Annotated in this window: 8 protein-coding genes; 5 read left to right on the top strand and 3 right to left on the bottom strand. The window is 44.1% G+C overall.

The window, feature by feature from the left end; genetic code table 11:
* From ABW391_RS06145 to uxuA, 3 genes are all read left to right on the top strand, one after another.
* A partial coding sequence (locus ABW391_RS06145; RefSeq protein WP_353480956.1) for an RNA polymerase sigma-70 factor occupies positions 1 to 593 on the top strand: 593 nt, incomplete at its 5' end.
* An 87-nt stretch (positions 594 to 680) separates the two neighbouring features.
* Complete coding sequence (locus ABW391_RS06140; RefSeq protein ID WP_353480955.1) at positions 681 to 881, top strand: hypothetical protein; 201 nt, start codon at positions 681 to 683, stop codon at positions 879 to 881.
* Positions 878 to 2,059 carry a mannonate dehydratase gene (gene uxuA, locus ABW391_RS06135; protein ID WP_353480954.1) on the top strand — a complete coding sequence of 394 codons (1,182 nt, stop codon included), beginning with the start codon at positions 878 to 880 and terminating at the stop codon, positions 2,057 to 2,059. The genes ABW391_RS06140 and uxuA overlap by 4 nt, the downstream gene beginning before the upstream one ends.
* A gap of 51 nt (positions 2,060 to 2,110) precedes the next feature.
* Here uxuA and ABW391_RS06130 read toward each other — a convergent pair whose 3' ends face one another.
* Positions 2,111 to 2,551, bottom strand: a complete 441-nt coding sequence (locus tag ABW391_RS06130) for a hypothetical protein (protein WP_353480953.1) — start codon at positions 2,549 to 2,551, stop codon at positions 2,111 to 2,113.
* 64 nt (positions 2,552 to 2,615) lie between these two features.
* The gene (locus ABW391_RS06125; RefSeq protein WP_353480952.1) at positions 2,616 to 3,326 is read right to left on the bottom strand and encodes a potassium channel family protein; all 711 of its coding nucleotides are present in this window, start codon (positions 3,324 to 3,326) and stop codon (positions 2,616 to 2,618) included.
* A gap of 258 nt (positions 3,327 to 3,584) precedes the next feature.
* Between ABW391_RS06125 and ABW391_RS06120 the strand changes: the two genes are divergently transcribed.
* The gene (locus ABW391_RS06120) at positions 3,585 to 5,378 is read left to right on the top strand and encodes a response regulator (RefSeq protein WP_353480951.1); all 1,794 of its coding nucleotides are present in this window, start codon (positions 3,585 to 3,587) and stop codon (positions 5,376 to 5,378) included.
* A gap of 54 nt (positions 5,379 to 5,432) precedes the next feature.
* Here the strand turns inward: ABW391_RS06120 and ABW391_RS06115 are convergent, their stop codons facing one another.
* Positions 5,433 to 6,434 carry a hypothetical protein gene (locus ABW391_RS06115; RefSeq protein WP_353480950.1) on the bottom strand — a complete coding sequence of 334 codons (1,002 nt, stop codon included), beginning with the start codon at positions 6,432 to 6,434 and terminating at the stop codon, positions 5,433 to 5,435.
* Between the two features lie 172 nt (positions 6,435 to 6,606).
* Here ABW391_RS06115 and ABW391_RS06110 point away from each other — a divergent pair, with 172 nt between their 5' ends.
* Positions 6,607 to 7,806 carry a nucleoside permease gene (locus ABW391_RS06110; RefSeq protein ID WP_353480949.1) on the top strand — a complete coding sequence of 400 codons (1,200 nt, stop codon included), beginning with the start codon at positions 6,607 to 6,609 and terminating at the stop codon, positions 7,804 to 7,806.
* The last annotated feature ends 41 nt before the right edge of the window (positions 7,807 to 7,847 follow it).

Here is a 7,847-nt window from a genome sequence, read left to right as displayed (position 1 = left end):
ATTTTCCAAATAAGCTTCTGAATACTAAAACTGTCCTGATCATGGCTGCACAAGACTTTCAAATAGAATCGCTGTTCAAGCGCATCCTGGAAAAAAGCGATTCTGTCTGTTTTGAAGCATTGTTCAAAAGTCAATATGCATTGATGTGTAGTTTTGCCAAACGCTACCTGGACAGTGCTGAGGCTGCGGAAGAAGCCGTATCGGAGGTCTTTTACAAGATCTGGAAAAACCGCGAACAAATTACCATCAAAACCTCGGCCAAGTACTATCTGTATACCAGCGTACGCAACATGGCCATCGATATTCGTCGGCAAAGTAAGAGTCAATTGCACGTTTCGGATGAGTGTTTGTCTATTCAGGCTTATCCGGGCCCAACTGCTGCCGAAACCTTGATCGGCGCTGAAACCCAGCAAAAAATCGATTCAGCCATTCTCCGTCTCCCCACCCAATGCCGTAAAGTATTTAAGCTCAGTCGTCAGGATGGGCTCAAATACCAGGAAATAGCCAATCAACTTGGCATTTCCATCAAAACGGTGGAGACACAAATGACCCGAGCGCTCAAACAACTTCGGGTAGAAGTTCTAAAACCTTAAAACCTCCTCTCCACTTCAGGGCTTCTTGTATTTTTATCGTCTTTTCCTATATTACCACCGCAATTCGAAAAAATGGAGGAGGTTGACATGGAAAGACTCAAAGCCTTTGCTGCCGGAACACTTAGCGAACACGAACGCACCGCATTTGAGCGGCAGTGCCAAACGAATGGCTATGATCTAGAAATTTTGCTGGAAATATGGGATTTCGAGCAAAATTCTCCTGGCTACTCTTCCCGTTTTGATGAAAACAATGCCTTTGAACAACTCAAATCCAAACTCAACAAATGAGGTTCTTAGAACAAACCTGGCGCTGGTTCGGCTCCAATGATCCTGTTTCACTTAGCGATGTTCGTCAAGCCGGAGCTACTGGCATCGTAAGTGCCTTGCATCATTTACCCAATGGCACCGAATGGTCGATAGAAGAAATCGAAAAACGCAAAGCCATCATCGAATCGGCGGGACTGCGTTGGAGCGTAGTGGAAAGTGTACCGGTACACGAAGACATCAAAAAGCGCAGTGGGAATTATCTCCATTATTACGCCAATTACGCCCAAACCTTGCGCAATCTTGGAGCTTGTGGCATTCATACCGTGTGCTACAATTTTATGCCCGTACTAGATTGGACCCGTACAGATTTGGCCTACACATTGCCTGATGGCTCCAAAGCACTGCGTTTTGAAAAGAAAGCTTTTGCTGCTTTTGAGTTGTGCATGCTGAAACGGCCAGGTGCGGAACGGGATTACAGCGATGAAGAAATTGTGCATGCCGGGGTGTTTTTCCAAAACATGCGTGAGGAAGATAAAGCCTTGTTGCAACGCAACATCATCGCAGGTTTGCCCGGAGCGGAAGAAGGGTATACGCTGGAAGAATTCCAAACCGTGCTGGATTCTTATCAAGACATTGATGCACCTGCACTAGCGGCTAATCTTCAGGAATTTCTGACCAATGTAGTTCCCGCTGCCGAAGAGGCCGGAGTCAAATTGACGATTCACCCTGATGACCCCCCTTACCCTATCTTGGGGCTTCCCAGGGTGGTGAGTACCGAGGCGGACGCCCGCCGCATTGTTCAGGGAGTACCTTCGCCCAGCAATGGTTTGTGTTTTTGTACGGGGTCTTTTGGCGTACGCCCCGACAATGATTTGCCGGGTATGGTACAACGCCTGGGGAAACACATTCATTTTGTACACTTGCGCAGCACCCTGCGCGACGCCTCAGGCAACTTTTATGAGGCCAATCACCTGGAGGGCGATGTGGACATGTATGGCGTGATGAAAGCGTTGGTTGAGCTTCAGCAAGTTCGCAGCGAAGCGCTGCCTTTTCGGCCAGACCACGGCCACCAAATGCTGGATGATTTGCATAAAAAAACGAATCCCGGGTATTCTGGTATCGGAAGGTTGCGCGGATTGGCAGAATTGAGAGGATTGGAGCTGGGAATAGGACGCTCGATGCTGGAGGGTCAAAAATAAAGCAGTTGGTTGTACTTTGCCTTCCCTGGTAAGGTACAACCAAGCCCTATGTTATTGCTTTTTCACTATAAGTTCTTGCTTCACGCCTGGTAGTGCAAGGCGAATCTCATCGTATCCTGTCGCGGTAAAAAACGCCAACAGGTCGAAATAGTAGGTCTTGGTTATCAGGGCATAACAAGGATCATCTTTGGGGAAGTTGAGCTTCAGGGGGGCCAAAGGGGGCAGACTTTTTCCCAGGCTGCCATCCCAAACCAAATTGGGTACTTGCTCCGTGCAGCCTCCGCCGTAAGTCACTTCTAATACCAAACAATTTTCCAGTTGATATGCCTGTTTGATTACTGCATCTGGTTCTTTGCTGGAGCTATTGTACAAGGTTTTGTCTTGGAGAATTGGACTACATTTATCTTCATTTGGAAGTAATTCATTTTGTTCACAACTCCATCCCAAGAGCATTGCCAAAGCAAAAGACAGGAAATACAATTTACGTACCATATCCAAAGGAGTTTTTTATAGCAAGACGGTAAAAGTCTCCTTGGGGTTGGAAAAGTTTTAAAAATTAATAACCTCCTTCGCGGCCTACTTCATGTGCATCTGCTAATTTCTTGATTTCTGGGTTGGTTCCAAAAACGACGAGAATATCGCCTTCTTCAAAGATGGTGTCTGGCTTTACTACTCCTTCTGAAACATAAATTACCTTATTGATTCCCAAGAGGTTTTTCTTGGTGCGTTTGCGCACAATGGTCACAATATTCAGGTTGAAGTTTTTACGCAAATCAACTTCCTGAACGGTTTTGCCAACAAAGGAAGGAGGCAAATGCAACTCGACCACTGAATGGTTTTGATCCAGATCAAAAGACTCGATGGCCGTTTTAAGGTTGAGCTTTTTGGCCAATCGCTCGGCAGCTTGCAATTCCGGGTGCAAAATTTCCTGAATGCCCATTGCTTCCAAAACGGTTTCGTGGGTATTGGACAAAGACCGACTGATGACCCGCTTTACGCCCAAAGTTTTTAGGTTGGCGGTGGTCATGAGGGAAGCGCCTTCATTTTCGCCAATGGCAACCACTGCAACGTCAGTGTCTTTCAGTGGCAAATTGCGCAAAGCCACCAGATTCGTACCATCAAGCGACACGGAGTGGGTGACTTTATCTTTAATTAACTCTACTTTATCGGGGTTTTTGTCGATGGCAGTTACTTCGTGACCCATTTCAGTCAGTTGAAATGCCAAAGAAGACCCAAAATTACCCAATCCGAAGATCAACACTTTCATATGGAGCAAAATATTGTTAGTCAATAACTTAACCAACGCAAAAACTCAACAAAATGTCTTTATCAGTCCAATAAAAACGCACATCTTGAAGAGAATTACTTGGATTTCATTCATTTTACCCACAAACATAATAATTATGAGTGGCAAAACGGAATAATCTATGCAGTAGACTTAATTCAGGAATAAATCTATTACCGTTCGTTATATGAAAATAATTGCTTATTTTCGTGTTGCATAGGAAATGATTAATGTCCATTTATGAAAAACGTCTTGATCCGTTTCCTTCGCTTGAACGACACCACGGTACCTCTAGAGAACAAACTGTCAGATATTGTTACCTTCGGAACATTCGTTAGCGTTGGCATCGGTCTCATTCAAAATATAGTCATAGGTATCCATTGGCTGGTCAATTCCATGCTGGCAGCTACAATGTTGGTCAGTGCATTCTGTTTTTATTTCTCCAGATTCAAGAATTTGTACCGGGAAATCCGGCCCTATTTTTTAAGCTCGCTTTGTGTTTTCCTGACTATTTCCTGGTTTGTCAATTATGGAGTTCGGGGTCCCACCTTGGTACTCATGGCTTTGTTTGCAGTATTGGGGGCACTACTGGTCAAAAAGGAACTAAATCTATTCTTTTTCATTGGATTGGGCCTAGTGTCTACTGCATTGCTGCTTATTGAGCTGTATTATCCCCACTTTTTGCGTCATTACGATAATGATTTTCAGTGGCAATTGGATCTTTTCAATACTTTCATTTTTGGCATTATTTTTCTTGCATTGACCATTTCTTTCTTCAAAAGCAGCTATGAACAGGATCGGGAGATGTTGGTGGAAACGACGGAAAGTTTGGAAAGATCGCAGGAGGAAATATTAAGAGAGAAAGAAAAAGCTGAAAAAGCCGAAAAAGCAAAAACCGAATTTTTGGCGAATATGAGCCACGAAATTCGCACTCCGCTCAATTCCATTATTGGAACTGCCGATTTGTTGAATGAAACGGAATTATCTCCCCGCCAGCAAGAATACATCGAAACCATCAGCATCAGCAGCCGACACCTGCTCAATTTGGTAAGTGATGTCTTGGATATGTCCAGAATAGATCAAGGTCGACTTTTCCTGGAAAATCAAGATTTTCAATTGTCAGCAGTACTTGAAAGCACCCTGAAATTGTTCAGTAACGAGCCGAAAATCAACAGCAAAATACTTTCTTTGGTCTTGGAAATTGCCCCTGGAACTCCAGATTATTTAAGAGGAGACAGCTATCGTTTGCGGCAGGTTATTGTGAATTTGGTCAGCAATGCCATCAAATTTTCAAATGAAGGGACGATTTCTATTTTTGTGACCGAAAAGAGTACCGATGTGCCGGGTAAAATAGGCATTGATTTTAAGGTAAAAGATCCTGGCGTAGGCATCTCTGAAGCCAACATTAACAAATTATTCCGCCCATTCTCAGAAGTCAGAACCGATTCTCAACATCCATTTCGTGGGGCAGGCTTGGGCCTGGCCATCACCAAAACCATCGTTCAGTTGATGGGTGGAGAAATTGGCGTAAGCAGCACTTTAAATACTGGCTCAACTTTCTATTTTTATACGTTTTTTGAAGTTGGGCTTCCACCTGTACACGTGCCCGATACAGTTGAAGGACTAGAGGGAAAGCTTGCCGATGTGTACCCTTTGTCGATTTTAGTAGCCGAAGACAATGTGCTCAACCAAAAGCTTATTTCCAGGATTATGGAGCATTTTGGTTACCAATTGGATGTTGTTGAAAATGGGCAGGAAGCGGTGAAAATAATCTCATCGAAACCTTACGACCTCATATTTATGGATGTGCAAATGCCCGTGATGGATGGTATCGAAGCAACTTTGGCGCTACGACAAATTCCTTCGATCAAACAGCCCTATATTGTAGCAATGACGGCAGCGGCGGCGCCTGAAGATCAGGAAGCGTGCTTTGCTGCGGGCATGAATGACTATGTCGTAAAGCCCATTTCTATGGCGAAAATTCGAGTGCTGATTCCGAAATGGAGCGATGAAGTTGAAAAGTTGAAGGTTTGAAAAGCGTAAACAACTTTTCAAACCTTCAACTTTTCAACCCTTCAACTTTTCAACTTACTTCAAGTCTAACAAGAAGCCAATGGTAAAGTTGGCATCCCAATCGAATACAAAAGTTTTGCTGTTTGTTCCATCCGCAAAAGCTTTGTAAATGTTCAAACCTGCTTTTTGTTTGCCGCCATCAGCCTTATAATCAGCTGGATTGCTGAGTACGGTATAACGTTCTTTGCCATTCCTTACCTGCTTGGCAAATTCGAAGGGTACTCCACCAATGATGAAACAAACCTTCCGCTTGGAGGCTGGAATTTGAGCAGCAATAGACGATGCTTCATCATATACGGCTTGATCGCTCACGTTGTTTTGGAAGTACTTTGAGCCATAAGTTTCTGCACTTTTGATTTCGCCACCCTCTTTCCAGGATATTTTGGTATTTCCAGATCCAATATCGAGTACAAAAGCCTCGCCTTCATATAGCGCAGGCAGGACACACTTGAGGGCATATGCGCCTTCTTGTTCAGCTGTTACTGGATTTACGAAATAGCCCAGGGTTTTGAGCCCCTTGGCAATTTTCTGGGTTTCAGGAGTCTTGATGGCGCCAGAGCTGACTACAAAGTGGATGTCCTTTCCAGCTACTCCATAATTGAGCATATTGGAAATGTAATTTTTCAATCCTGCGCGTACATCGTCGTCAGTAGCCATGTTTTCGTAAACCAGGCTGGAACCGAATTCGGCTTTCTCCAATTTCCAGGTTTTCTTGGCGTCGATGGTTACGATGAAAGAGTTGAAACCAGAAGCACCCAATTCAACTACCCCTTTCAACTTCCCGTTGACTGGGGCTGCGGGCAAGTAGCTGAATGAAGGCCGATTGTTAGGGGTATTTTTGGCCTTTTTTTCTTTTGGTGTTTCTTTTTCTTCTTCTGCGGGTTGGGTTGGCGTTGTGACTTCGGTGTTGGTGCTTACGTTGGTATTGCTTTGTGGCAAAAATTTGCGCACAGCAAAAAAGATACCTACTGCAACCAGCGCCAGAATTAAAATTTTGGCAAAAGGTGTGAGCTTCATAGACTGTAAAATTTGGTTGTGGATGATGACCGAAATTTAGGAATATTTACTTCATTATGGGATTTTATTTCTGGGCTTGAAAAATAAGTTGAAATTTCCCCGAAATTTATTCTGGCTTATTTACTTTTACCCAAGTATAATTTTATTCAACATCAAAAACCCTTCCAATAGCATGAGTACAAGCACACGTTTGCAATTAATGTTGATGATGTTCCTCGAGTTCATGATTTGGGGCTCCTGGTATGTGACCATGGGAACTTACCTTGGAGCAAACCTGGAAGCTACTGGGGTTCAGATTGGTTTGGCCTACCAAACCGTAAGCATCGGTGCCATCATAGCCCCCTTTTTTATTGGTTTGATCGCCGATCGCTTCTTTCCGGCCCAGCGCATTTTAGGTGTTTTGCACCTGTTGGGCGCGGTGGTTTTGTACCTCTTGGGACAACAAACCACCTTTGCCGGATTTTACCCTTTGATCCTGATTTACATGATGCTTTATATGCCGACACTGGCCTTGGTCAATGCCGTAGCTTTCAAGCAAATGAGCAATACAGCAACTGAGTTTCCACCCATTCGGGTTTTGGGTACCATTGGCTGGATCATCATTGGCAACGCTATCGCGTTCATGGCTTTGGAAAAAACCCAGTCTTTGGATCAAACTTTCTTAATGGGCGCCATCGCATCCGCCATTTTGGGTATTTACAGCTTCTTCCTGCCCAATACGCCACCGCCAAAAAGCAAGGATGAAAAAGTAACCGTACGAGATATTTTAGGACTTGAAGCCCTGAGTTTGTTTAAAAATCCTTCTTACCTGATCTTTTTCATTGGCTCTATTTTGGTGTGTATCCCGTTGGCTTTTTATTACAGCTTTGCCAATCCTTTTTTGAATGAAGTGGGGATGGTTGGCGCCGCTGGTAAAATGAGTTGGGGACAGATCAGTGAAATTGGGTTTATGCTGGTTTTGCCCATTGCTTTGCTCCGCTATGGCATCAAAAAGATTTTGTTGGTAGGCATGTTGGCCTGGGCATTGCGCTACATTTGTTTTGCCTACGGCGATGCTGGCGCCAATTATTGGATGCTGATTATGGGGATTATTCTTCACGGGGTTTGTTACGATTTCTTCTTTGTAACGGGCCAAATTTATACAGACCAACAAGCTGGGGAGCGTTTCAAAAGTTCTGCTCAAGGCTTGATCACTTTGGCTACTTACGGCGTTGGGATGTTCATCGGTTCTTACATCAGTGGGTTTGTAGTAGAAATGTATAAAACGGGAGAAACCCACAACTGGACTTCAGTCTGGATGGTTCCAGCAGGACTGGCGGTAGTTATTTTGTTGGGATTTGCCTTCTTTTTTAAACAACCAGAGAAAAACTAGTTTTGGATTGTCGGTCGCTGAGCGTGGTCGGTCGCTGAGCG

Origin of the sequence: Haliscomenobacter sp. (assembly GCF_040403615.1) — a bacterium.
Taxonomy (GTDB): Bacteria; Bacteroidota; Bacteroidia; order Chitinophagales; family Saprospiraceae; genus Haliscomenobacter.
This window is presented reverse-complemented; position numbering and strand designations above follow the sequence as displayed.